Origin of the sequence: Microbacterium sp. ER1, from assembly GCF_023383675.1 — a bacterium.
Taxonomy (GTDB): Bacteria; Actinomycetota; Actinomycetes; order Actinomycetales; family Microbacteriaceae; genus Microbacterium.
The window spans coordinates 600330-622328 of record NZ_QCXO01000138.1 but is presented as its reverse complement, the minus strand read 5'-3'; the positions used below and the strand labels follow the sequence as shown (position 1 = coordinate 622328).

24 protein-coding genes are annotated in these 21999 nt (G+C 71.3%); 11 read left to right on the top strand and 13 right to left on the bottom strand.

Going from position 1 to position 21999, the window contains the following annotated elements; genetic code table 11:
* Window positions 1-13: 13 nt before the first annotated feature.
* From BV453_RS16380 to BV453_RS16360, 5 genes are read left to right on the top strand one after another with little or no spacing between them, the layout of a single operon-like run.
* Window positions 14-844 (top strand): ADP/ATP-dependent (S)-NAD(P)H-hydrate dehydratase, encoded by an 831-nt coding sequence (locus BV453_RS16380; protein WP_249522069.1) that lies wholly within the window; start codon window positions 14-16, stop codon window positions 842-844.
* Window positions 841-2079: a hypothetical protein gene (locus BV453_RS16375; RefSeq protein ID WP_249522068.1), complete on the top strand. Its 1239-nt coding sequence runs from the start codon at window positions 841-843 to the stop codon at window positions 2077-2079. Before BV453_RS16380 ends, BV453_RS16375 begins: the two co-directional genes overlap by 4 nt.
* A 4-nt stretch (window positions 2080-2083) precedes the next feature.
* Window positions 2084-2416 carry a thiamine-binding protein gene (locus tag BV453_RS16370; protein WP_062635094.1) on the top strand — a complete coding sequence of 111 codons (333 nt, stop codon included), beginning with the start codon at window positions 2084-2086 and terminating at the stop codon, window positions 2414-2416.
* 9 nt (window positions 2417-2425) lie between these two features.
* On the top strand, window positions 2426-3655 hold the full coding sequence (locus tag BV453_RS16365) for an MFS transporter (RefSeq protein WP_249522067.1): 1230 nt from the start codon (window positions 2426-2428) through the stop codon (window positions 3653-3655).
* A 9-nt stretch (window positions 3656-3664) separates the two neighbouring features.
* Complete coding sequence (locus BV453_RS16360; protein ID WP_249522066.1) at window positions 3665-4270, top strand: NUDIX domain-containing protein; 606 nt, start codon at window positions 3665-3667, stop codon at window positions 4268-4270.
* A 6-nt stretch (window positions 4271-4276) separates the two neighbouring features.
* Here BV453_RS16360 and BV453_RS16355 read toward each other — a convergent pair whose 3' ends face one another.
* Both BV453_RS16355 and BV453_RS16350 read right to left on the bottom strand, forming a co-directional pair.
* Window positions 4277-5482, bottom strand: a complete 1206-nt coding sequence (locus BV453_RS16355) for a homoserine O-acetyltransferase (RefSeq protein ID WP_249522065.1) — start codon at window positions 5480-5482, stop codon at window positions 4277-4279.
* A gap of 104 nt (window positions 5483-5586) precedes the next feature.
* Window positions 5587-6909 (bottom strand): bifunctional o-acetylhomoserine/o-acetylserine sulfhydrylase, encoded by a 1323-nt coding sequence (locus BV453_RS16350; RefSeq protein ID WP_025103077.1) that lies wholly within the window; start codon window positions 6907-6909, stop codon window positions 5587-5589.
* A 160-nt stretch (window positions 6910-7069) separates the two neighbouring features.
* Here BV453_RS16350 and BV453_RS16345 point away from each other — a divergent pair, with 160 nt between their 5' ends.
* Genes BV453_RS16345 through BV453_RS16335 form a run of 3 tightly spaced genes read left to right on the top strand, consistent with a single transcriptional unit; the run spans window position 7070 to window position 9187 of the window.
* Window positions 7070-7852 carry an SDR family oxidoreductase gene (locus tag BV453_RS16345; RefSeq protein WP_172400126.1) on the top strand — a complete coding sequence of 261 codons (783 nt, stop codon included), beginning with the start codon at window positions 7070-7072 and terminating at the stop codon, window positions 7850-7852.
* Entirely contained in the window at window positions 7849-8568 is a 720-nt protein-coding gene (locus BV453_RS16340) for a uracil-DNA glycosylase (protein WP_025103079.1), read from the top strand. The genes BV453_RS16345 and BV453_RS16340 overlap by 4 nt, the downstream gene beginning before the upstream one ends.
* Window positions 8569-8572: 4 nt before the next feature.
* Window positions 8573-9187, top strand: coding sequence for a GNAT family N-acetyltransferase (locus tag BV453_RS16335; RefSeq protein WP_025103080.1), 615 nt, complete (start codon window positions 8573-8575; stop codon window positions 9185-9187).
* A gap of 88 nt (window positions 9188-9275) precedes the next feature.
* Here BV453_RS16335 and BV453_RS16330 read toward each other — a convergent pair whose 3' ends face one another.
* The 6 genes from BV453_RS16330 to BV453_RS16305 all read right to left on the bottom strand — a co-directional run bounded on the left by BV453_RS16330 (window position 9276) and on the right by BV453_RS16305 (window position 15209).
* On the bottom strand, window positions 9276-10064 hold the full coding sequence (locus BV453_RS16330; protein WP_249522064.1) for an ABC transporter ATP-binding protein: 789 nt from the start codon (window positions 10062-10064) through the stop codon (window positions 9276-9278).
* On the bottom strand, window positions 10061-10852 hold the full coding sequence (locus BV453_RS16325; RefSeq protein ID WP_126893894.1) for an ABC transporter ATP-binding protein: 792 nt from the start codon (window positions 10850-10852) through the stop codon (window positions 10061-10063). Before BV453_RS16325 ends, BV453_RS16330 begins: the two co-directional genes overlap by 4 nt.
* Entirely contained in the window at window positions 10849-11718 is an 870-nt protein-coding gene (locus BV453_RS16320) for an ABC transporter permease (protein ID WP_249522063.1), read from the bottom strand. Before BV453_RS16320 ends, BV453_RS16325 begins: the two co-directional genes overlap by 4 nt.
* Window positions 11715-12665, bottom strand: a complete 951-nt coding sequence (locus tag BV453_RS16315) for an ABC transporter permease (RefSeq protein ID WP_071328318.1) — start codon at window positions 12663-12665, stop codon at window positions 11715-11717. Before BV453_RS16315 ends, BV453_RS16320 begins: the two co-directional genes overlap by 4 nt.
* Window positions 12666-12681: 16 nt before the next feature.
* A complete protein-coding gene (locus BV453_RS16310; protein ID WP_249522062.1) occupies window positions 12682-14199 on the bottom strand; it encodes an ABC transporter substrate-binding protein in 1518 nt (505 codons plus the stop codon).
* Between the two features lie 92 nt (window positions 14200-14291).
* The gene (locus BV453_RS16305; protein WP_249522061.1) at window positions 14292-15209 is read right to left on the bottom strand and encodes an alpha/beta fold hydrolase; all 918 of its coding nucleotides are present in this window, start codon (window positions 15207-15209) and stop codon (window positions 14292-14294) included.
* Between the two features lie 177 nt (window positions 15210-15386).
* On the opposite strand from BV453_RS16305, the gene BV453_RS16300 reads away from it, so the two are divergent.
* Genes BV453_RS16300 through BV453_RS16290 form a run of 3 tightly spaced genes read left to right on the top strand, consistent with a single transcriptional unit; the run spans window position 15387 to window position 17095 of the window.
* Window positions 15387-15863 carry a carboxymuconolactone decarboxylase family protein gene (locus BV453_RS16300; RefSeq protein WP_249522060.1) on the top strand — a complete coding sequence of 159 codons (477 nt, stop codon included), beginning with the start codon at window positions 15387-15389 and terminating at the stop codon, window positions 15861-15863.
* Window positions 15860-16591, top strand: a complete 732-nt coding sequence (locus BV453_RS16295; protein WP_085607215.1) for a tyrosine-protein phosphatase — start codon at window positions 15860-15862, stop codon at window positions 16589-16591. Before BV453_RS16300 ends, BV453_RS16295 begins: the two co-directional genes overlap by 4 nt.
* Window positions 16592-16624: 33 nt before the next feature.
* Window positions 16625-17095: an SIP domain-containing protein gene (locus BV453_RS16290; protein ID WP_025103089.1), complete on the top strand. Its 471-nt coding sequence runs from the start codon at window positions 16625-16627 to the stop codon at window positions 17093-17095.
* A gap of 1 nt (window position 17096) precedes the next feature.
* Here BV453_RS16290 and BV453_RS16285 read toward each other — a convergent pair whose 3' ends face one another.
* The 5 genes from BV453_RS16285 to BV453_RS16265 form a co-directional block, all read right to left on the bottom strand.
* A complete protein-coding gene (locus BV453_RS16285) occupies window positions 17097-17540 on the bottom strand; it encodes a hypothetical protein (protein WP_025103090.1) in 444 nt (147 codons plus the stop codon).
* Window positions 17537-18340 (bottom strand): arginase family protein, encoded by an 804-nt coding sequence (locus BV453_RS16280; RefSeq protein WP_025103091.1) that lies wholly within the window; start codon window positions 18338-18340, stop codon window positions 17537-17539. The genes BV453_RS16285 and BV453_RS16280 overlap by 4 nt, the downstream gene beginning before the upstream one ends.
* Before the next feature lie 63 nt (window positions 18341-18403).
* Complete coding sequence (locus BV453_RS16275) at window positions 18404-19147, bottom strand: PspA/IM30 family protein (protein WP_025103092.1); 744 nt, start codon at window positions 19145-19147, stop codon at window positions 18404-18406.
* A gap of 59 nt (window positions 19148-19206) precedes the next feature.
* Window positions 19207-21201, bottom strand: coding sequence for a TPM domain-containing protein (locus BV453_RS16270; protein WP_249522059.1), 1995 nt, complete (start codon window positions 21199-21201; stop codon window positions 19207-19209).
* Between the two features lie 92 nt (window positions 21202-21293).
* Window positions 21294-21590, bottom strand: coding sequence for a hypothetical protein (locus BV453_RS16265; RefSeq protein WP_139833332.1), 297 nt, complete (start codon window positions 21588-21590; stop codon window positions 21294-21296).
* Window positions 21591-21999 lie beyond the last annotated feature (409 nt).

Below are 21999 nucleotides of genomic sequence, written 5' to 3'. Positions count from 1 at the left end.
CTAACGTGGAGTCATGAGCGACGTGCGCGAGTGGTCCCGCAGCGACGCGGCGCGTTTCTTCCGCGCGCCGACCGCCGAGGACGACAAGTACTCGCGGGGCGTCGTGGGCATCCGCACCGGATCGGCCGCCTACCCCGGCGCGGCGGTGCTGGGCGTCGAGGCCGCCTGGCGCACCGGCGCCGGATTCGTCCGCTACGTCGGCGCGCCGCCGGCGGTGGCGGCGGTGCTCGCCCGGCGCCCGGAGACCGTCGGTGGGCCAGATGCCGGACGCACGCGGATCGGCGCCTGGGTGATCGGCTCCGGGACCGATCCGGACGACCGGAGCGCCGCGGAGGCGCAGGCGCTCCGGGAGATCGTCGACGGCGACGTCCCCGTGGTCATCGACGCCGGAGCGCTCGATCTGGCGCCGACCGCCCGCGCCCCGTTCGTCGCCACGCCGCACGGCCGCGAGTTCGCGCGACTGCGCGAGCGTGTCGGCATCGACGGGACCTCGGACGACCTCGCCGACGTCCGCGACGTGTCCGCCGCGATCGACGGCGTGGTGCTGCGCAAGGGCGCGCGCACCGTCCTCGCCGCACCTGACGGCACGCTCATCGCCGTCGAGGCGGGGACCGGCTGGCTCGCGACGGCCGGGACGGGGGACGTGCTGGCCGGGATCGTCGCCGCCGTGATCGCCGCGAATCCGGACGGCCCGCTCGTCGAGTCCGCCGCGGCGGCCGTCTGGCTGCACGGGCACGCCGCCCGCCTCGCCGCCGCGGCGACCGCGGGTGCGAGCGGTCATCCGATCGTGGCGCTCGACGTCGCGGAGGCGCTGCCCCGCGCGGTCGCGGACCTCCTGTCGTGAGGACCACGGCCCGGGGGAGCGTGCTCGCGCTGTGGATCGCCTTCCTCCTCGTCCACGTCCTCACCGCATGGCTGGGCTGGGTCTACCCGAGCCAGCCCATGGGGGACGTCGTGCTGGTCTACGAGCCCTGGTCGACGGCCGCGTGGAGCGGCGGGGAGATCGTGGGCGTCACGGAGTCCTGGGTGTATCCGCAGCTCGCGCTCCTGCCGATGATGCTCGCGGCCGTGCTCGCCGCCCCGTTCCTCCCGCTGCTCGGCGTCTCGGGCGCCTACCTCATCGGCTGGGCGCTGCTGGTCACGGTGCTCGACGCCGTCGCGTTCGCCGTCCTCGTCGGGCGTGGACACGTGCGGTCGCGGCGCACCGCCGCGTGGTTCTGGTGCGCGGCGCTGCTGCTCCTCGGACCCATCGCGCTGTACCGCATCGATGCCGTCACCGTGCCGATCGCCGTCGTGGCCGGCCTCGGGCTGGTGACCCGCCCGACCATCGCCGCGGCGCTGCTGACCATCGGCGCCTGGATCAAGATCTGGCCCGGTGCCCTCCTCCTCGCGGCGGTCGTGGCCGGGAGGGCGCGGCTGCGGATGCTCCTGGCCGCCGCGGTCGTCACCGCCGGTGTGGTGGTGGTGCTCCTGCTGCTCGGTGCCGACACCGAGATCCTCGGCGTCCTCACCGCGCAGACGGGCCGGGGACTCCAGATCGAGGCGGTCGCCGCGACCCCGTTCCTCTGGATGGCCGTGACGGGGGCCGCCCGCATCGAGTACAGCTACGACATCCTCACCTTCCAGATCGTCGCGCCGGGCGCGGAGGCCCTCGCGACGATCCTCACCCCGCTCCTGGTGCTCGCCGCCGCCGTCGTCACCGTCGTCGGCGGGGTCAAGGCCGCCCGCGGCGCCTCGTTCGCGCGACTCTTCCCGCCGCTGGCCCTGCTCCTGGTGACGGTGCTCATCGCCCTGAACAAGGTCGGCTCGCCGCAGTTCCAGACCTGGCTGCTCGCCCCCGTGATCCTGTGGCTCGTGCTCGACCGCCGCCGGGCGCGCACCGCCGCCGCTCTCGTGCTCGCCCTGTGCCTGCTGACGTGTCTCGTGTATCCGCTGAGCTATGACGGGCTTCTGCGTGCCGAAGCCGCCCCCGTCCTGCTGCTCACGATGCGCAACGCCCTGCTCGTCGTCCTCGCCGCCGTGAGCGCCGTCGCGCTCGCGCGGGTCCCCGCCGTCCGTCATCCCCGAACTCAGGAGTGAACCCATGCTGATCGCCTTCTCCGTCGCCCCCAGCGGCACGCCCGCCGATGGTGCCGAGCGCACCGATGCCTCCGTGCACGACGCGGTCGCCGCGGCCGTGCGCGTCGTCCGCGCGTCGGGCCTCCCGCACCGCACGACGAGCATGTTCACCGAGATCGAGGGGCCCGACTGGGACACCGTCATGGACGTGGTCAAGCGCGCGACCGAGGCGGTCCTGCCGTACGGCTCCCGGGTGTCGCTCGTCCTCAAGGCGGACATCCGCCCCGGGTACACGGGAGAGCTCGACGCCAAGGTCGAGCGTCTGGAGGCGGCGATCGAGGAGTCCGACGACCGGTAAGCTGAACCGGTGAATCCCTCGACACCTTCGAGGGGTGCGGCGAAGTGGGCGCTCCTCTCCCTCGCCATCGGCAGTTTCGGCATCGGCATGACCGAGTTCGTGGTCATGGGCCTGCTGCCGAACATCGCCGCCGACCTCCTCCCGTCCGTCTGGGCGTCGAGCCAGGAGGAGGCACTGAGTCAGGCCGGCTGGCTGATCTCGCTGTACGCACTCGGCGTGGTCATCGGCGCCCCGACCATCGCCGGCTTCGTCGCCCGCTATCCGCGGCATCGGGTGATGATCGTGCTCGCCCTCGCGCTGACCGTCTTCAACGCCCTCACCGTGGTGCTGCCGACGTTCGAGCTCGTCGGGGTCTCGCGCTTCCTCGCCGGGCTCCCGCACGGCGCGTACTTCGGCATCGGCGCGCTGGTCGCCGCCGACGTGATGGGGCCGGGAAACCGTGCCAAGGGCGTCGCGTTCATCCTCACCGGTCTCACGGTCGCCAATGTCGTCGGCGTGCCGCTGGGCACCTTCCTCGGCCAGGAGTGGGGCTGGCGGGCCGCCTTCGCGGTCGTCGCGCTCGTCTTCGCGCTCGCCACCGTCTTCATCGCGCTGTTCGTGCCCGCGCACCCGGGGAACCCCGGACGCACGATGCGAGCGGAGCTCGGGGTGTTCCGCATCGGTCAGGTCTGGTTCACGCTCGGCGTCGGGGCGATCGGCTTCGGCGGGTTCTTCGCCGTCTACAGCTACATCGCCCCGCTCGTGACGGAGGTGGCCGGATCGCCGGACTGGGTCGTGCCGATCGTGCTCGTGCTCATGGGGCTCGGCATGACGGGCGGAAACCTCATCGGCGGTCATCTGGCCGACATCGACCTCCGCCGGACGCTGCTGCTGGGCCTCGCCGCGATGGCCGTCGTGTTCGCCCTCCTCGCCGTGCTCTCGTTCTGGATCGTGAGCCTGAGCCTCGTGGTCGTCCTCGTCGGGTTCGTCTCGTCCGTGCTCAGCCCGACGATCCAGACGCGGTTGATGGACGTGGCCGGCGACAACCAGTCCATCGCGGCGGCCATGAACCACTCCGCCCTGAACATCGGCAACAGCCTCGGCGCCTTCCTCGGCGGCATCGTGATCGCGGTCGGCTGGGGCTTCACGGCACCGGCGTGGACCGGGGCGGTGCTCGCGGTGGCCGGACTCCTCATCGCCCTGGTGTCGTACCGCGTGGAGGCACGGCGGGTCGCGCAGACGCCGGTCCTCGCGTCGTAGAGTGACGGGGTGACCGCTCCCGACGACGACCTCCCCCTCGCCGGAACCGTCGTGCTGCTGCGCCCGAGTCCCGGGGGCTTCGAGGTGCTGCTGCTGCGCCGTCCGTCGCGCGGCTCCTTCGCGGACGCCTGGGTGTTCCCCGGGGGGAAGGTCGAGCCGGAGGATCGGCGGGCGGGCGCGGCGGACGTCGAGGACGCGCGCCGGGCCGCCGCCCGGGAGACCGCGGAGGAGGTCGGACTCGTCGTCGACGACCTGGTGCCGCTGTCGGAGTGGCGCCCGCCCGCGGAGGCGCCCGTGCGGATCCGCACCTGGTTCTTCCTCGCCCTCGCGCCGGACGTCGAGCCGTCGCCCGCCGCCGACGAGGTCGACGAGCTCGCCTGGGTGTCACCGGACACGGCCTTCGAGCGGCACGCGGCAGGGGAGTGGCGGCTCTTCCCGCCCACCTGGCTCACGCTGCACCGGCTCTCCGCCTTCACCGACGTCGAGGCCGCGCTGGCCTCCGGCGGAGCGGTCGAGCTGTTCCAGACGGAGGTGCGCGACGGGGGCCGGGCGTTCGGCTGGGCGCAGGGGACCCTCCACGCCCACACCCTGCCGTGGCGGTTCGACCCGGCCTGACGCGGGTCAGGCGTCGAGCAGGCGCCGCAGGTGCGTGCCGACGGCGTCGGTCTCGATGAGGAACCCGTCGTGGCCGAAGTCGCTCGTGAGCACCACCGCCTCGCCGTCGAGCACGTTCCGGATGCTCCGGGCGATCCGCTGCTGACCGTCGACCGGGAAGAGGCGGTCGCTGTCGATGCCGAGGACGAGGGTCGTCGCGGTCACCGCCTTCAGGGCCTCCTCCACGCCGCCGCGGCCCCGGCCGACGTCGTGCGAGTTCATGGCCTCGACGAGGGTGATGTAGCTGTTGGCGTCGAAGCGGCGCGTGAACTTGTTCCCGTGGAAGTCGAGGTAGGACTCGACGGCGAAGCGTCCGCCGTGGCCGAGCGGCGACACGTCCGACTGCCAGGAGCGCTGGAAGCGCTGGTTGAGCTCGATCGGGCTGCGGTAGTTCAGCAGCGCCATGCGGCGGGCGAGGGCCAGGCCGCGGTGCGGGCCGTCGCCGTCCGCGAGGTCGTAGTACTCGCCGCCCTGGAACCGCGGGTCCATGCGGATGGTCTCGAGCTGCACGGTGTTGAGCGCGATCTGGTCGGCGGTCGTGACCGGGGGCGAGGAGAGCACGGCGAGGCGCTGCACGCGGTCCGGCTGCGTCACGGCCCACTCGAGCGCATGCATGCCACCCATCGAGCCGCCGATCACCGCCGCCCAGCTGTCGATGCCGAGCGCGTCGGCCAGGCGCACCTGCGCGGCGACCTGGTCGCGGATGGTGAGGTAGGGGAAGCGCGACGCCCACTCGTAGCCGTCCGGGGCGATGCTCGCGGGGCCGGTCGATCCCTGGCAGCCGCCGAGCATGTTCGGCGCGATCACGAACCACTCGTCGGTGTCGAGGGGCGCACCGGGGCCGACGACGTCCTCCCACCAGCCGGCCGTCGGGTGGCCGGCACCGGCCTCTCCGCGCACGTGGCTGTCCCCGGTGAGGGCGTGCAGGACGAGCACGGCGTTGTCGCGTGCGGCGTTGAGCTCGCCCCAGCTCTCGTACGCGAGGCGGATGCCGGGGAGCCGGGCCCCGCTCTCCGTGTCGAACGCGCCGAACGCGGCGAACCGGCGGCCGCCGACGGGGTCGCCGTCGCGCCAGGCGCCGGTGGCCGGTGGCCGGGCACGGAGCAGCCGGACGTCGGCCTCCGTCACCGGTGCCGACGGCACCGTGTCCTCGGAGGTCGTCTGCCAGTCCATGTCTCCATTCTCGCCTGGCCGGTCTGTCCCGGCCCGCAGGTTACGACACCGGGGACGACGAAGGCCCCGGACCGTGCGGTCCGGGGCCTTCGCGGAGAGGGTGCTCAGGCGCGCGCGGCCTCGGAGACGGCGCGGGCGGCGGCGAGCGCCTGGTCGAGATCGGCCTTGAGGTCCTCGATGTTCTCGAGTCCCACGGACAGGCGCACGAGGCCGGGGGTCACGCCCGCGGTGAGCTGCTGCTCCGGGGTGAGCTGGGCGTGCGTCGTGGAGGCCGGGTGGATGACGAGCGAGCGCACGTCGCCGATGTTGGCGAGGTGGCTGAACAGGGAGAGGCTGTTGACGAACTCGCGTCCGGCCTCGACACCGCCCTTGAGCTCGAACGACAGCACGGCGCCGACACCCTTCGGGGCGTACTCGTTCGCCTTGGCGTACCAGGGCGAGGACGGCAGGCCGGAGTAGTTGACCGCGGCCACGTCGTCGCGGCTGTCCAGCCACTCGGCGATCTCCTGAGCGTTCTGCACGTGGCGCTCGATGCGCAGCGACAGCGTCTCGACACCCTGGATGAGGTTCCACGCGCTCTGCGGGGCGATGGCCGAGCCGAGGTCGCGGAGCAGCTGGACCCGGGCCTTGATGATGTAGGCGAGCGGGTCGCCGACCGCGGCCGTGTAGCTGGCGCCGTGGTACGACGGGTCCGGCTCGGTGAGTCCGGGGAACTTCTCGACGTTCTCCGACCACGCGAAGGAGCCGCCGTCGATCACGACGCCGCCGATCGTGGTGCCGTGGCCGCCGAGGAACTTCGTGATCGAGTGGACGACGATGTCGGCGCCGTGCTCGAACGGACGGATGAGGTACGGGGTGGCGATCGTGTTGTCGACGATCAGCGGGACGCCGTTCTCGTGCGCGATGTCGGCGACCGTGCGGATGTCGAGCACGTTGATCTGCGGGTTGCCGATGGTCTCCGCGAAGAACAGCTTCGTGTTCGGGCGGACGGCGCGACGCCACTCCTCCGGGTCGTCCTGGTTCTCGACGAAGGTGACCTCGATGCCGAGCTTGGCGAGGGTGTACTTGAAGAGGTTGTAGGTGCCGCCGTAGATCGAGCTCGACGCGACGAAGTGGTCGCCGGCCTGCGCGATGTTGAGGATCGCGAAGGTCGAGGCGGCCTGGCCGCTGGAGAGGACGAGGGCGCCGGTGCCCCCTTCGAGCGCGGCGAGGCGCTGCTCCAGGACGTCCTGGGTCGGGTTCTGGATGCGGGTGTAGATGTTGCCGAACTCGGCGAGCGCGAAGAGGTTCGCGGCGTGGTCGGCGCTGTCGAACACGTAGGACGTGGTCTGGTAGATCGGCGTCGCCCTGGCCTTGGTGACGGGGTCGGGGGCGGCGCCCGAGTGGATCTGCTTGGTCTCGAAACGCCAGGTCTCGGGTGCGGACATGTGTTCCCCCTGGAACGGTCGGAAGGTCGGATGGGCTGGTGCCCTTGCAGCGAGAGTACGGAATATCGGTCCGTGTCAACAACGACCGGGAAATGTGACGTAACACGGCGAGGGGGCCGGGAACGGGCGGAACCCGCGCGGACATCGTACGGTGGAGGACATGGCCAACAGACGTGCAGTGGTGACAGGTGCGAGTTCCGGGATCGGTCAGGCGACGGTGCGGGTGCTGCGGTCGCGCGGGTGGGACGTCGTCGGCGTCGCGCGCCGTGCCGACCGGCTCGCCGCGCTGTCCGCGGAGACGGGGGCGTCGACCATCGCCTGCGATCTGACCGACGACGCGGCGGTGGCGGCGCTCCTCGGGGAGCTCGAGCGCACCGGACCCGTGCACGCCCTCGTCCAGGTCGCCGGTGGCGCGCGGGGGACCGACCGCGTCGAGGATGCCGCGCTCGCCGACTGGCAGTGGATGTACGACGCGAACGTCCTCGCGACCCAGCGCCTCGTCGCCGGATTGCTCCCGATGCTCCGTCGCACCGCGGACGTGGACGGCCATGCCGACCTCCTGTTCGTGACCTCGACGGCCGCGCAGACCGCCTACCCGGGCGGCGCGGGCTACAACGCGGCGAAGGCGGCCGAGGCGATGCTCGTCCGTGCGCTGCGTCAGGAGCTGAACGGCGAGCCGCTCCGGGTGGCCGAGGTCGCTCCCGGGATGGTGCACACGGAGGAGTTCACGCTGAACCGGCTGGGGGGCGACGCCGTCGCCGCGGAGGCCGTGTACTCCGGGGTCGAGGCGCCCCTTCGCGCCGAGGACGTGGCGGACGTGATCGCCTACGCTCTGGACGCTCCCGCCCACGTGAACCTCGACCTCGTCACGATGCGGCCCGTCGCCCAGTCGGCGCAGCACCTGCTCGCGCGAGGCCCGCTGCGGGTCCGGCCCGTCGAGTGAGCGGAGGACGCACCCTCGCGGAGCTCGCCGACGAGGGACTGATCGACGCGGGATGGGCGGAGGCGCTGGCCCCGGTGCAGGACACCATCACGGCGCTCGGGGAGCGGCTGCGCGCCGAGCAGGCGGCCGGTCACGGATACCTTCCCGCGGGGCCGAACGTGCTGCGCGCCTTCCAGCGTCCACTCGCCGACGTGCGTGTGCTCATCACGGGCCAGGACCCCTATCCGACCCCCGGCCACCCGATCGGGCTGTCGTTCGCCGTGGACCGCGATGTGCGGCCCCTGCCGCGGAGCCTGACGAACATCTACAAGGAGCGGGAGGCCGACCTCGGCCTCCCGCCCGCACCGCACGGAGACCTCACCGCGTGGAGCGATCAGGGCGTGCTGCTGCTCAACCGCGTCCTGACGGTGCGCCCCGGAGCGGCCGCCTCCCACCGCGGCTGGGGATGGGAGCAGGTGACGGAGCTCGCGATCCGCACCCTCGTGGCCCGGGAGCAGCCGCTCGTCGCGATCCTCTGGGGGCGTGACGCGGCGAACCTCCAGCCCCTTCTCGGCGACACCCCCGTGATCGCCTCCGCGCATCCGTCCCCTCTCTCCGCGAGCCGTGGCTTCTTCGGCTCCCGGCCCTTCTCCCGCGCGAACGCGCTCCTGGAGGGACTCGGCAGTGCTCCGGTGGATTGGAGGGTGGAGGGCGAGGCGTCCGGCTCTCTAAGCTGAGCGCATGCAGTTCGAGCCGGGGGACCGCCGCCGCGTTCTCCCGCGTCATCTGCGACCGGCGACAGCGCCGGACACGTTCTCCTACGTCATCAGACCGGCACGCGCGGCCGATCTGCCGCACGTGCGGGAGATCTACAACCACTTCGTCAGCAATTCGGCCGTCACCCTGGACGAGCGCCGCAGCAGCATCCCGTACTGGCGGGACAAGTTCACCCTGCTGGAGCGGCTCGGGCTGCCCTTCCTCGTGGCGGTGTCGCCCTCCGGCGCCATCCTCGGGTATGCGCTCGCGCAGCCGTGGGCGGGCAAGAACGCGTACCGGTACACGGTCGAGGACTCGATCTACCTCGGTCCCGGGGCGGCCGGCAAGGGTCTCGGGTCGGCCCTTCTGCAGGCGCTGATCGCCGCGTGCGAGCAGCGGGGGCTCCGGGAGATGGTCGCCGTCATCAGCGACCAGGGTGCGGAGGCCTCGATCCGGCTGCACGAGAAGCTGGGGTTCGTGGAGGCCGGTCGCATGGGGCGCGTCGGCCACAAGTTCGGCCGCGACCTCGGCACCGTCTACCTGCGCCGGGTGCTCCGCCCGTCCCGCCCTCGCCGTCGCCTCTCGCTCTTCCCGCGCTGACCCCTCGCCCCACCCCCCTTGCGTGCCTCCCACCCCGTTGCGGGCGCACGCAAAGGGCCGGGGCGGCCGCAAAGGGGTGGGTCGGCGATCAGGCGTCGGGGATGACGGGGATCGCGGAGAGCAGGGTGCGGGTGTAGTCGGCGGTCGGGTGGAGCAGCACGTCGCGCGTCGGACCGCGCTCGACGATGCGGCCGTCCTTCATGACGACGACCGTGTCGCAGAGGTTCTGCACCACGCCGATGTCGTGCGACACGAGCAGCAGCGTGAGCTCGTCCGCGACGCGGAGTTCCGCGAGGAGCTCGAGGATCTGCGCCCGCACCGTGACGTCCAGCGCCGACAGCGGCTCGTCGCCCACGAGGATCCGCGGACGATGGACGAGAGCGCGGGCGAGAGCGATCCGCTGCCGCTGCCCGCCGGAGAACTCGTGCGGATAGCGATCGCCCATCTCCGGGTCCAGGCCGACCCGGGCGATGACCTCGCGCACCCGTGCCCGATGGTCGCCGTCGATGCCGAGGGCCCACAACGGCTCCTGCACGATCTGCCCCGCCGTCATCCGAGGGTCGAGCGAGGCATAGGGATCCTGGAAGACGAGACCCGTCTGCCGGCGCAACCAGTGCAGCGATCGCGCGGAGGCGCCGGCGTCGACGATCCGGCCGTCCACCGACACGGTGCCCGCGGTCGGTCGGTCGAGGCCCAGCAGGAGTCGCACGAGCGTCGACTTCCCCGAGCCGGACTCGCCGATGATCCCCAGGGAGGCGCCCTCGGGCACGTCGAGGTCGGTCGGCTGGAGCGCCGTCTGCCGCCGCGTGCGCTCGAACGCCGTCCGCTTCGGCACGACGAAGTCCCGTCGCAGCCCGCGCGCTTCGATGAGGCTCATGCCTCTCCTCCCTCGGGCCGCCACAGCGTCGCGGTCGCGTCCCGCAGCAGCCCCTGCGTGACAGGAGAGGTCGGCGCGGTCAGCAGCCGCGACACCGGTGCGCTCTCGACGACCCGACCGTGCTCCAGCACGACGCCCTCGGTCGCCACCTGGGACAGCACCGCGAGGTCGTGCGTGATGAACAGGAGCGACATGCCCTCGTCGGCGACGAGCCCGAGCAGCAGCGACAGGATCTCGGCCTGGATCGTCACGTCGAGGGCCGTCGTGGGCTCGTCCGCGATCAGCAGCCGCGGACGGCAGGCGAGGGCCATCGCGATCGCGACGCGCTGCCGCTGGCCGCCGGAGAGCTGGTGCGGATACCGGTCGACGATGGTCTCCGGGTCGGGGAGTCGCACGCGGGCGGCTTCCGCGATCGCCCGGTCACGGGCCTCGCGCCGGCCCAAGCCTTCGTGGATGCGGATGGACTCCGCGATCTGGCGGCCGACCGTCCGGATCGGGTTGAGCGCCGTCCGGGGTTCCTGGAACACGATGCCGATGTCGTCGCCGCGCAGCCGGGCGAGTTCACGGTCCGGCATCCCGATCAGCTCGGTGCCGTCCCACCGGATGCTCCCGCGTGCCGTCGCCCCCTCCGGCAGCAGCCCGAGCACGGCGAGCGCCGTGAGGGACTTGCCGGAGCCCGACTCGCCGATCACCCCGAGGCGGGTGCCGTCGGGGACCTGGAGCGAGACGCCGTCGACCACGCGGCGTCCGTCGATCTCGATGACGAGATCCTCGACCGTCAGACTCATGCGACCACCGCCGGTGTGTGCGTCTCGGCGGCACGGTGCCGCAGGGTGGGGTCCGTGGCTTCGCGGAGCCCGTCGCCGAGCAGGTTGAGGGCGAGCACGGTCAGGGTGATCGTGAGCCCGGGCCAGATCACGGTGAGAGGGTGCACGCCGATGTAGCGCTGGAGATCCGCGAGCAGCAGCCCCCAGCTCGGTTCGACGACCGAGGCCCCGAAGCCGAGGTACGACAGGCCGGCCTCCGCGAGGACCGCGACGGCCATCGACCAGGAGAGCTGCACGATGAACACCGGAGCCACGTTCGGCAGGAGGTGACGGACGAGGCTCTGCGCGGGGGTGAGGCCGGACGCGCGCGCGGCGAGCACGAAGTCGCTCTGCTGCACGCGGCGCAGCTCCGGCCGCGTGACCCGCGCGATGTTCACGCCGAACCCGATCCCCACCGCCCAGATCACGACCCAGAGCGATCCGCCCCACACCGACGAGATCATCATCGCGATCAGCAGCACGGGGAAGGCGATGAGGATGTCGACGAACACGGCGACCGTCTCCCGCACGAGCCGGGTGGTCAGGGCGCCGAGGGCGGCGAGGGCGATGCCGACGACGGTGGCCACGAGTCCCGCGCCGACACTGACGAAGACCGTGGTCCGCGCGCCCGCCATGAGCAGGCTCAGGATGTCACGTCCGGTGTCGTCCGTCCCGAGCAGGTGCGGCCATCCCGGCGGCAGCCAGCGGTCGCCGATGTTCGAGGCCCGCGGGTCGAACGGCGTCCAGAAGAGGGACACGACGGCCGCCAGGACGACGATGGCGATGACGATCAGTCCGAAGCGGCCGGTCGAGGTGCGCCACAGCCGAGGGAACCAGCGCGCGCTCATGCGGCCTCCCGCTGTCGAGGGTCGATCGCCCGGTGCAGCAGATCCACGAGGAAACCGACCACCAGCACGAAGCCGGTCAGCACGAGCAGCTCGCTCTGCACCTTGACGAGGTCGCGGGTGCCGACGTCGGTCACGAGCATGCGGCCGATGCCCGGAAGCGTGAACAGCTGCTCGATCACGACCGAGCCGACGATGATCCCGGCGACCTGGAGGCCGAGGACCGTGATGATGGAGAGCCCGACCGCCGGGATGCCGTGCTGGATGAGGGCGCGGGTCTTCGTCAGACCCTTGGCGGCCGCGGTGCGGACGAAGTCCTGTCCGGCGGCCTGCAGGGTCGCGCTGCGCACGAAGCGCATCAGCATGGCGCCCTCGACGATGCCGATCGTGAGGGCGGGCAGCAGCAGCGCCTCGATCGCTCTGCCCGGTGTCGACCACCCGGTGCGGGGGAAGCCCTGGGGCGGCAGCCAGCCGAGCCACACGGAGAACACGACGATCAGCATCATGCCCGCCCAGACGACGGGGACGGCCGCGAGAGCCTGCGCGCCCACGCTGAGCGCCGTGCCGTCGCGGTGGCCGCGACGCAGGGCGGCGAGGATCCCGAACGGCACGGCGATGAGCACGGCGATCACCAGCGACATGATCCCGAGCGGAACCGTGACCTGTGCCTTCAGCAGCAGCTCCTCGCCGACGGAGGCGCCGGACAGCAGCGACGTGCCCAGGTCGCCGCGGAGGATGCCGCCGATCCAGTCGGCGTACTGCGCGAGCAGAGGCTGGTTCAGCCCCAGCGACTCCCGCAGCGCCTCGACCTCGGCGGGGGAGGCCTGAGTGCCGGCGATGAGCTGGGCCACGTCGCCGGGGAAGACGCGCAACGTGAGAAAGATGAGCGCGCTCGACACGAGGAGCCCTGCGATCAGCAGGGCTCCTCGGACGAGCGCGTAACGCAGCACGGAGCGTCGACCGTCGTCAGCTCGCGGCGGAGACGGTCACACCCGCGAGGTTGATGCGCGAGTTGATCGAGTCCTCCGGGAAGCCGCTGACGACCGGATTCACGGCGGTGATGGTCTGACCGTTGTAGAGCCAGTCCGCCGCGTGGTCCTCGGAGACGATCCGGGCCGCCTCGGCGAGGAGCTTCGCGGAGGCCTCGGGATCGACCTCGGCCAGCGCCTGCGTGTAGAGGTCCTGCACCTCGGCGTTGTCGTAGCCGAAGTAGTAGTCCGGGTTGGCGAAGTTGCCGAAGTCCCGCGGCTCGACATGCAGGACGAAGCTGAGGTCGTAGTCCTTGTTGGTGTACACGTCCTCGAGCCAGGTCGGGAACTCCACGGAATCGACCTCGAGGTTCACGCCGACCTTGTCGAAGTCCGAGATGAGGACCTTCGGGACGGTGGTGCCGTAGAACGACGGGATGGTCAGAGTGAGGTCGAGGTCCTCCTGGCCGGCCTCGGCGAGCAGCTCCTTGGCCCGCTCGGGGTCGTAGGAGATGACGTCGGAGAGGTCCTCGTAGCCGGGGTCGAGCTCGGGGATGGGGCCGTACAGCGGCGTGCCGGCGCCGACGGCCTCGATGAGCGCGTCGTGGTCGATGGCCAGGCGCAGCGCCTCGCGGACCCGGACGTCGTCCAGCGGAGCCTTCTTGTTGTTGAAGGCGAGCGTGGCCTTGTCGGTCGTGCGGCCCGTCGTGAGGGTGAAGTCGCCCGAGTCCTCGAGCTGCGGAGCGAGGTTCGGGTCGACGGCGGTGAGGACGTCCACGTCACCGGCGAGAGCCGCGTTCACTCCGGCCGTGAAGTCGGGGATGTACTGGAACTCGACCTCGGCGACGCCGGCCGGGTCGCCCCAGTAGTCGTCGTTGCGGGCGAAGGTGATCGTGCTGCCCTTGTTCCAGCGCGTGAGGGTGAACGGACCGGTGCCGTTCTCCGCGGTCTTCAGGTCGGTGGTGTCGCCGTCCTTGAACACGAGCCCGGCGGGGCCGGTGAGGGCGAAGAGGAAGTTCTGGTTCGGCTCGGACAGCACGATCTCGACGGTCGTGTCGTCGGGAGCCGAGATCGAGGAGACGGACGCGAACTCCGCGTTGCCCTGCACCGTGTCATCGGTGCGGACGGTCTCGTAGGAGGAGACGACGTCGGCCGCCGTCAGGGGCGAGCCGTCGTGGAAGGTGATCCCGTCGTTGAGGGTGAAGGTGTACGTGAGGCCGTCGTCCGACACCTCGTACTCCGAGGCGAGCCGCTCCACGATCTCGTTCTCCTGGGTGCGGCTGACCAGTCCCTCGTAGATGTTGTCGATGAGGATCTGCTCCAGCGCGGCACCGCTGGTGTGCCGGATGTCGAGGTTGGTGGGCTCGAGCACGAGACCGACGTGCAGGGTGGCGTCGGGGTCGGGCTCGCCGCCCGTGGACGGGGCAGGCTCGGCGGAGCCGGAGCAGGCGCTGAGGATCACGGCGGTGGCCGCGAGCGCGGAGATCAGCGCGAGGCGTCGATGACGTCGGAACATGGGTGTTTCCTCTCGGTGCGGCAGGTGCTGTGTGCCGGTGGGACGAGCCTAGGGTCGGGCGGGATTCGGCGCGGCGGACGTGGAACGGAGCGTCATATTCCGGCCGCGGTCGCCGAACCGACGAGCAGGGCGAGGTCTCGGGGCGCCGTCTCCTGCACGTTGTGCGTGGCGTCCATCGCGACGACCCGCGCCTCCGGGAGGCGGCGCTGGAACTCGTCCGCGTCGGCAGCGCTCACGAAGCCGCGCTCGGCGCGGACGAGCGTGACCGGCGCGGTGACCGCCGCCAGATCGTCCCAGCCGGTCTCATGCAGGACCGACGGCGCCGTCGGGGTGCCGGGGTCGTGGGCGGCCAGAGCGGTGGCGGCGAGGTGGGCGAAGTGGTGCTTCCACTCGACGCGGCCGTCCGCGCGGACACGGGTGTTGAGGAAGACGCCGCGCTCGGTCTCGGGGCGAGTGCCACCGAACCCCAGGGCCATCGCCTTGTCGACGAGCTCGTCGCGGGTCGCGAAGTCGGTGGGCCCGGCGTAGAACTCCCGGAGCGCCGCGGGGCCGGCGGACACGTCGATCCCGGGCGTGATGTCGACGATGATCAGAGCGGCCACGAGGTCCGGCCGCGCCGCGGCGACGGCGGCGCCGGTGAGACCGCCGAGCGACTGTCCCACCAGGATCTGCGGTGCGGAGACCCACGCGTCCAGAGCGGCGACGACGTCGGCGGCGAGGGTGCGGGGGGAGTAGTCCGCGTCGTCGCGCCAGGAGGAGTCGCCGTGGCCGGCGAGGTCGATCGCCAGGAGCGGCTGCCCCAGCGCCAGCGCCGTCGTGTCCCAGGTGTGGGCGTTCAGACCGGCGCCGTGCAGCAGGGTGATGCGCGGCGGCTCGGACCCGAAGCGCAACCCGCTCACGACGCGACCCTCGGGGAGGGGGAGCGTCAGGCGCTCCACGGTCGGAAGCGGAACGCCGAGCGCGTCGGCCTGCGCGGGAAGATAGGAGAACTCGCTGGTGTCGATCGCCACGCGGCTATTCTGCGCCCCGTTTCGACCTCGCGGGAAATGCCGGAGCAAACTGACAAGATGTGAGGGGGATTAACAGGGCGATATGCAGCAGGATCGCGCCCAAAGGTTGGCAGCGTGCATTTCGGTGAGGCCGGTCCCACACCGTCTCCCGCGCCCGGCGCCGAATATCATGGAGGTATGACCGAACAGCGCGTGCACCTGTCCAAGACGGAGCCTGCGGCCTATCAGGCCCTCGACGCCTTCTCGAAGACGGTCGGCACGATCTGCGCCGAGAACGGGATCGACGACCGCCTGAAGGAGATCGTCATGATCCACTGCTCGCAGCTGAACGGCTGCAGCTACTGCACGCGGGTGCACGTGGACCGGGCGGTCGCCGCCGGGCTGGGCGTCGACACGATCAGCCAGATCGCCGTGTGGCGGGAGAGCGGTGTGTTCAGCGATCGGGAGCGTGCCGCGCTCGAACTGGCGGAAGCCTTCACCTTCATCGCGGAGGACGGCATCTCGGACGAGGTCTACGACCTGGTCGGGAGTGTGTTCACCGAGAAGGAGTACGCCGCGTTGAGCTGGGCGTGCGTGTCGATCAACGCCTTCAACCGCATCGTCATCGCCGGGCGCTACCCCGTGCCCCCGCGCGGCCCCCAGGCGGGGGCGTGACGATCCTCGACGTCGAGGGCGTCACGAACGTCCGGGACGTCGGCGGGATCCCCGCGGAGGGTGGACGCATCCGCCCCGGCGTGCTGCTGCGCTCCGGCCAGCTCTCCACGGCGACCACGAACGGCGCGGCGCTCCTGCGGGCGACGGTGCGTCGCATCGTCGACCTCCGCGACGGGGAGGAGGTCGCCGCGGAACCGAGCGAGATCGAGGGTCCCGAGACGACTCACCTGCCGCTGTTCCTCGGGTCCGTGCGCTCCTTCTTCGAATCCGATACGAGTCTCGACGACCTGTACTTGCATCTCCTGGAGGAGAGCGGGGAGCGCCTGGTCGCCGCTGTCCGGGTGATCGCCGCGGGCGAGCCGACCCTGGTGCACTGCACGGTGGGCAAGGACCGCACGGGCGTGACGGTCGCGCTGGCGCTCTCGGCGGTCGGCGCCGATCGTGATGCCGTCATCGCCGACTACGCCCTCACCGAGTCGCAGCTGCCCGCCGAACGGTCGCGGCGCATCGCCGCCTATCTGCGGAGCCAGCATCCTGAGGCGCTGCACGCGGTGGATCTGGCCACCCGCTCGCCCGCCGAGGTGATGCGTCGCCTGCTGGCCCAGGTCGACGAGCGGTGGGGGTCGGCCGCCGGCTACCTGCGTGCGAACGGCATGACAGAGGAAGAGCTCACTGCGCTGCGCGAGGCCCTCGTCGAGCCCGTGACGGAAGAAGGCGTCGAAGGTTAGGCAAGCCTTCGCTTGGTGTACGATGGGATCACCATGGACACCACGCTCGACACCCGAGGCACGCGTGCGGCTCGCCGCGCGGCGCGCCGTCGCGCACACCACCTGGTGACCGCCGACGAGCACTCCCTGCTCGACCTCGAGGCGTTCCTCGCGACCCTCCCGCTGTGCGCGTCCGGTCGCATCTTCATCGAGGTTCCCGACGTCTCCGACATCGGCGTCATCCATGCTCCCGGTCGCATGACGGTCACCTGGCTCGCCCGCTCCGCCCGCTCCGGAGCCCCGGGAAGCGGTCGCGGCTGCGCGCCAGGGCAGGCCCTGGCCCGAGCCACCTGCGCATGGGCCGACGAGATGCTCGTCGACGACGAGGTCGAGACGCACGTCACGCTGCTCGGGGGCTACCTCGGCACGGCCGACATCGTCGAGCACCTCACCGACCGCCTCGGCGTGGCCGTGAACCGGATCCGCGTGCCGGAGCGCTTCGGACTGCTCCCCGTCGAGGGCTGAGTCAGCGGGGGCGGCGCACGTAGTTGCCGTCTTCCAGCCCCGCTTCGATCTCGAAGCGGTTCCGCAGCGGGTCGCGTCCCGCGAACAGATAGAGCACCGGCATCAGGAAGCCGTAGCGCAGCCACTGCTGCTTGTGCACGGCCTCGTGGCGCAGCACCGCGTCCGTGGGCCGCGCGTCGCCGGTGAGGAAGCACCCGCCCACGCAGACGCCGCCGCGGTGGAAGGTCCATCGGGGCATGCCCCGGAACACCCAGAGACCGCCGCGCCGTTCGATCGGGCCGGTGCTCCACAGAGCGCCCCAGATCCAGCCGACGGCCGTGCCCCAGAGGTAGCCCAGGCGGCTGATCGGGGAGCGCAGCAGGAAGGAGGGGATGCGGCGGTCCGACCGTCGTCCGCGGGCGAGGCGTTCCGCCGCGACGGCCTCCCACCCCGGCGCCGGGCTCACGCGACGGCTCCGACGAGACGCAGGATCGCGCCGAGGTCGTCGACGGCGTCGGCCGGCGTGCGAGGGGCGAAGCCCGCGATGGTCGCCCCGGCGAGGGGGACGCGGCTCCGGAGCTCTCGGATCGCCGTGCTCAGGGACGAGGGGGTCACGCCGAAGGGCACGGCGGCGGAGACTCCGGTGAACGACGCCGGGTCGAGGACGTCGACGTCGATGTGCACCCACACCCGCTGCGCCCCCGTGGCCTGCACGGCGTCGGCGAGCGCCGCCGGGTCGTCCAGATCGGCCACCCCGAGATTCCGGAGGCGGTCCCATTCGCCGGTCTCGGCCTCGTCGAGGTTCCGGACACCCACGGTGACGACACGATCCCGGGGGATGCCGGGGGACAGGGCGAGCTGCGGTTCTCCCTCACCGAGGACGGCACGCAGCGCCATGCCGGAGAAGGCCCCGGACGGCGAGGTGTCCGGCGTGTGCAGATCGCCGTGCGCATCGCACCAGACCACGGCGAGGTCGTCGGTCCCGCCGGGGAGCGTGTCGAGTGCGGCGACGGTGATGCTGCAGTCGCCGCCGATCAGCACGGTTCCGGCTTCGAGATGTCCGGCGACGAGCTCCCGCGTACGTGCGAGGGCGCTGAGCCGCCGGACGCCCGTGCCCAGCGCCTCGCCGGCTTCGACCGGAACGTCGAGGACGGTCGTCGCCGCACGCGGCAGATCGCCGGCGATCGCCGACGCGCCGTCGACGAGGAGCATCGCGCGCGCGGCGGGTGAACCCTGCCACTGCGGCACGACCAGGAAACGCACCATGGGAGACCTCCCGGAGACGGAACCGCGGATGCCCGGGCGTGCGCCCGGGCATCCGCGTCGGTGTCAGTTGCCTTCGAGCGCCTGGCGCGGCGCGGTGCCGCCGGCCTTCAGCTCGGCGAGGCGCGCCTCGACCTCGGTCAGCTCGCCGAGATCCTCGAGGCTCTCGAACTGGGCGTCGAGGCTCGACGCGGCCAGCTCCGCCTTGCCCTGGGCGAGAGCCTCCTGGCGGCGGACCTTGTCCTCGAACCGGCCGAGCTCGCTGGTGGGGTCGAGCACGTTGATGGAGCTGACCGCGTCCTGCACCTTGGTCTGCGCCTCGGCGACCTTGGCGCGGGCGAGCAGCTCGCTGCGCTTGTTCTTGAGCTCGTTGAGCTTGTCCTTCATGCCGTTCAGGCCGCTCTTGAGCTTGTCGACGATCTCGGTCTGGGCCGCGATCTGCGGTTCGGCGCTCGTCGCCTCCCGCTCGGCGCTGATCTGGCGCTGCAGGGCGATCTTCGCGAGGTTATCGAACTTGTCGGCGTCGGCGGTGTTGCCCGCGCCGCGCATCTCGTCGGCCTTGCGGCTGGCAGCGAGGGCCTTGTTGCCCCACTCGTTGGCCGCCTGCACGTCTTCCTCGTGGTCGCGCTCCAGCAGCCGCAGGTTGCCGATGGTCTCCGCGATGGCGGACTCGGCGTCGGCGATGCTGTTGGTGTAGTCGCGGACGAGCTGGTCGAGCATCTTCTGCGGGTCCTCCGCAGAGTCCAGGAGGGCGTTGATGTTCGCGCGGACGAGGGTGGAGATCCGTCCGAAGATGGACTGCTTGGTCATGCGTGGTTCCTTTCAGAGGGGCGTCTTCGAGAGCTTGGCGTATGTGTCTGTGCGGGGGATCAGAAGCGTCGACCTCCGGAGCGTCCGCGTCCGCCGCCGCGGGATCCGCCTCCGCCGAAGCCGGAGCTGCGGAAGCCGCCCGAGGAGCGCCAGCCGCTGCTGCGCCGGGACGAGCCGCCGCCCCCGCCGCCGGCGAGCAGTCCGCCGATGATCCCGCCGAGGATGTCCCCGCCGATACCGGAGCCGCCGGAACGGGACCCGGAGCCGCCGAAGACTCCGCCCCAGCCGTCGTCCGGATAGCCGCCGGGGGTGTATGCGCGGAGATCGGCCTCCGCGGCGGACGTGGCCTGGCGCGCGAGGTCGAGGGCGCGCTGGGCCTCGGCCAGGGCGTTCTCGAGATCCGACGTGCGCAGGGTGAGGGCCTGGGTCAACGCGGCGTCGGCGGTCGCCAGGCGCGTGCGGGCGGTGGAGCCCACGGTGCCGCGGCGCGTCTCGATGAACTCCCGGGCGGCCCGGATCTCGGAGGCCGCCTGGGCCAGGGTCTGCTCCAGGAGCTGCTGGACCCGTCGGGCGCGCTCCACGGCTTCGTGTCCTTGCGCGATCGCGCCGTCGATCTGGGCGTTCGCCGCCGTGAGGGCGTCGAGGGCCCGCTGCGGGTTGCGTGGCGTGGCGACGAGGTCGGCCTGCGCCGTCTGCAGCTGTGCGGTCACCTTGTGGGACGCACTCGCCAGGGCGCCGGTCGGGTCGGGCAGTTGCGCCGCCGCAGCCACATCGCCCTGGAGCTCGGTGACGAGCGCCTGCGCCTGCGCCTCGATCCCGGTCAGCTCGGTGCCGAGCGCGGTGATCGCCCGGACAAGCTGCGCCGCCTGCGCCACCGCCTGCTCGGCCGTGCGGATCGCGAACGCCGCTTCACCGGTGCGCCCGTTCGCGAGGGCCTGGGCCGCGGCGTCGATCGCCCGATCGGCCAAGGCTGCGCGCTCCTGGGCCTGCGCCGGGTTCTCCGTCACGGTGCTCAGGGCGGCCCGGTCGTAGGTCGCGACGAGAGCGGCGAGGGAGGGAGCGGCCGAGGCGAGGAGCGGCGTCAGGTCGGCGCGCTCTCGTCGCACCCGCTCCAGCTCCTTCGGTGCGTTCTGCTCGAGCTGGCGCAGCTCGTCGAAGGCCTCGGTGTTGTCGTCGAGGATCTCGTCGATCTCGTCGGCCAGTCTGATGATGCGGATGTGCCACGCGCGGCGGTCGTGGACGGAATCCTCGATCTCGTCGTCGAGCTTCTGCCGGAGGTCGAACGCCTCGGCGATCTTCGCCTTTGCCTCGTCGACGGTGCGGGAGAACTCCGCGGTCGCGCCCTCGCCGTACTGCGCCACGGCGAATCCCAGCTCCTCCCGGCTGGAGGTGATGGCGTCGTCCGCGCGTACGAGTGCGACGCCGGCCTGCTGCTCGACCTGGGCATCGGTGAGCGTGGAGAACGGATCGGCGGGGTCCGGGGTCTCCGGCATGGCGCCCCGCTCGCGGATGGCTGCGGTGCGGCGTGCGCGCCGGACCAGAGCGACGACGAGCCAGACGAGCAGGGCGGCCGCGACCACCCCGACGACGATCAGCGTGACGCGGAGCGCTCCGGCGCCCCCGTCCCCCTGGATCTCGTCCGCGGCCAGCGTGATCGCGCCGACCCAGTCGCCGTCAGCCGCGAGGGGGACCATCTTGTCCTCGATGCTGTCGAGCTGGCTGAAGCTCACCGGGCCGTCGGGTGCAGCGGAGATGTAGTAGCTGCGCCCTTCGACCGCGATCGCGAGGAGATACTGCTCGGTACCGATACCGTTCTTTTCGGCGACCGTGTCTGCCCAGGCGGGGCCGTCGCTCGGTTTGGTGAATTCGTCGACGAGCACCACGAATAGGTCGGTGTTGGAGTTGGCCGTCAGGTCTTTGAGCCTGGCTTCTACCGTGGCTTCCTCATCGGCGCTGAGAACGTCGGCTTGGTCGGTGACGTATCCGGAATCGAGCGTGAGCGGATCAGTTGCGAAAGCGGCGGAAGCACTGAAAACTCCCGTCACGGCGGCCATGGCAAGTGCAGCCAGCGTAAGCCACCGTTTCGTCATCGTGTTCCCTCCGACTGGCAGCAGAGCCCCATGCCATGAGTCTATGCGTTGATGAACTACCCCCGCATTGCGAGGAGGGCCTCGGCGTTGGGATCTAATCGCGGAGTCGCGTCCCACAGTGCAACAATCGGCTCATATCGCTTGATGAAGGCGTGGTAGTTCAGCCGCCCGAGGGAGGCCAGACGCTCGTCGGACAGTGGTTCTCCGGCGAGAAGTTGGTCGATCGCCTCTCCTGCTTGCGACGCCTGAATCAACAAGCAGAGGTCGTCGAAGAGCTCTCTTGTGTGACCCTTGTCCTCCCATGGTCGCAGGCCTGCTTCGGGCGCGGGCAGGTTCCATGTAGATTCGCGCATGTCAGAAATGCTGTCCTCCTGGCCGGCAGCGGGTGGGGCTAAAGGGCACCGATGCTGAACCGATGATTCCGTCAATCTTCACTCGCACCATTACTGAGCCTGCGCCGCTCGGCCAAGTTGACGTGATGGTACCCGTGGAGCCGATCCCGAAGCTCCCATTCGTGGAGACGTTTGAGGTCCGGTGCCAGGCTCCGTTGTTCACCGAATAGTACGCAGGTAGTGAGAGGCGTTCTTTCGCGCTCCGTCCGTGCTGCCGTGAAAGGCCACGTAGTGGCCGCCATTACTGGCTGTGCACCGCTGCCCCCAGACGTGCACGATGCCCGAGCCGGCGACAGCAGTATCTGGAACCGCGAGCACTGAGATTGACAGGATAAGGGCAAGAGCAGCAGCGATCCCGCCGCGCCTTTTG

What these genes read in the sequence shown, in the direction of transcription:
- BV453_RS16300 (WP_249522060.1), top strand. Translation starts at nt 15,387, where the DNA reads ATGACCGAACAGCGCGTGCACCTGTCCAAGACGGAGCCTGCGGCCTAT.
- BV453_RS16350 (WP_025103077.1), bottom strand. Translation starts at nt 6,909, where the DNA reads ATGTCCGCACCCGAGACCTGGCGTTTCGAGACCAAGCAGATCCACTCG.
- BV453_RS16345 (WP_172400126.1), top strand. Translation starts at nt 7,070, where the DNA reads ATGGCCAACAGACGTGCAGTGGTGACAGGTGCGAGTTCCGGGATCGGT.
- BV453_RS16270 (WP_249522059.1), bottom strand. Translation starts at nt 21,201, where the DNA reads ATGGCCGCCGTGACGGGAGTTTTCAGTGCTTCCGCCGCTTTCGCAACT.
- BV453_RS16370 (WP_062635094.1), top strand. Translation starts at nt 2,084, where the DNA reads ATGCTGATCGCCTTCTCCGTCGCCCCCAGCGGCACGCCCGCCGATGGT.
- BV453_RS16380 (WP_249522069.1), top strand. Translation starts at nt 14, where the DNA reads ATGAGCGACGTGCGCGAGTGGTCCCGCAGCGACGCGGCGCGTTTCTTC.
- BV453_RS16275 (WP_025103092.1), bottom strand. Translation starts at nt 19,147, where the DNA reads ATGACCAAGCAGTCCATCTTCGGACGGATCTCCACCCTCGTCCGCGCG.
- BV453_RS16320 (WP_249522063.1), bottom strand. Translation starts at nt 11,718, where the DNA reads ATGAGCGCGCGCTGGTTCCCTCGGCTGTGGCGCACCTCGACCGGCCGC.
- BV453_RS16310 (WP_249522062.1), bottom strand. Translation starts at nt 14,199, where the DNA reads ATGTTCCGACGTCATCGACGCCTCGCGCTGATCTCCGCGCTCGCGGCC.
- BV453_RS16330 (WP_249522064.1), bottom strand. Translation starts at nt 10,064, where the DNA reads ATGAGCCTCATCGAAGCGCGCGGGCTGCGACGGGACTTCGTCGTGCCG.
- BV453_RS16335 (WP_025103080.1), top strand. Translation starts at nt 8,573, where the DNA reads ATGCAGTTCGAGCCGGGGGACCGCCGCCGCGTTCTCCCGCGTCATCTG.
- BV453_RS16280 (WP_025103091.1), bottom strand. Translation starts at nt 18,340, where the DNA reads ATGGTGCGTTTCCTGGTCGTGCCGCAGTGGCAGGGTTCACCCGCCGCG.
- BV453_RS16325 (WP_126893894.1), bottom strand. Translation starts at nt 10,852, where the DNA reads ATGAGTCTGACGGTCGAGGATCTCGTCATCGAGATCGACGGACGCCGC.
- BV453_RS16290 (WP_025103089.1), top strand. Translation starts at nt 16,625, where the DNA reads ATGGACACCACGCTCGACACCCGAGGCACGCGTGCGGCTCGCCGCGCG.
- BV453_RS16265 (WP_139833332.1), bottom strand. Translation starts at nt 21,590, where the DNA reads ATGCGCGAATCTACATGGAACCTGCCCGCGCCCGAAGCAGGCCTGCGA.
- BV453_RS16355 (WP_249522065.1), bottom strand. Translation starts at nt 5,482, where the DNA reads ATGGACTGGCAGACGACCTCCGAGGACACGGTGCCGTCGGCACCGGTG.